The following is a 656-nucleotide window of genomic DNA, read 5'->3' as shown; positions in this document are numbered from 1 at the left end:
TCTGCCTCTCACTCACCTATGAATTCAGTGAGTAGTGACTGTCGATGAAGACAGCCGGGTTTCCCCATTCGGACATCCCCGGATCAAAGCTTGCTTACAGCTCCCCGAGGCCTTATCGTTGTTCGCCACGTCCTTCGTCGGCTCCTGGCGCCTAGGCATCCTCCGTGTGCTCTTTGTAGCTTAACCTAGACTTTTCTTTCGCAGAAAGAAAATGTCGATGTTCAATAAGAAAATGATTTTTGCTATAAGCAAAATATCTTTCCTTATTGGCTACCTTTATTTCACTTGTTTACACAAGATCAGCTTAAAGGAGTATTCTAAAACGCAATTTCGTTTCGGTATCCAGTTTTCAAGGTGCAAAGCTGTGTGATTATCAATTAACTCCTGAAGAGTTAATGATCTTCAAACAATTATAGATGAAATTGTAATTGGTGGAGCCAAGCGGGATCGAACCGCTGACCTCCTGCGTGCAAGGCAGGCGCTCTCCCAGCTGAGCTATGGCCCCTCACAAGTTCCATCAAAACTGAACAAATGGAATGATGAACTGTTGAAGCTTACGCTTCATATTTGAATGTTTCCATTGCAGGAAACGATTCTCCATAGAAAGGAGGTGATCCAGCCGCACCTTCCGATACGGCTACCTTGTTACGACTTCA

Annotated in this window: 1 tRNA gene and 2 rRNA genes; all 3 read right to left on the bottom strand. The window is 44.7% G+C overall.

Annotated features, from left to right (window positions below):
* A 23S ribosomal RNA gene (locus ACU1JV_RS28035) occupies window positions 1-186 on the bottom strand; the annotation flags it as partial.
* A gap of 243 nt (window positions 187-429) precedes the next feature.
* Window positions 430-505, bottom strand: a tRNA-Ala gene (locus ACU1JV_RS28030).
* A 98-nt stretch (window positions 506-603) separates the two neighbouring features.
* Window positions 604-656, bottom strand: a 16S ribosomal RNA gene (locus ACU1JV_RS28025); the annotation flags it as partial.

Source organism: Paenibacillus sp. T2-29, from assembly GCF_052921365.1.
This window is presented reverse-complemented; position numbering and strand designations above follow the sequence as displayed.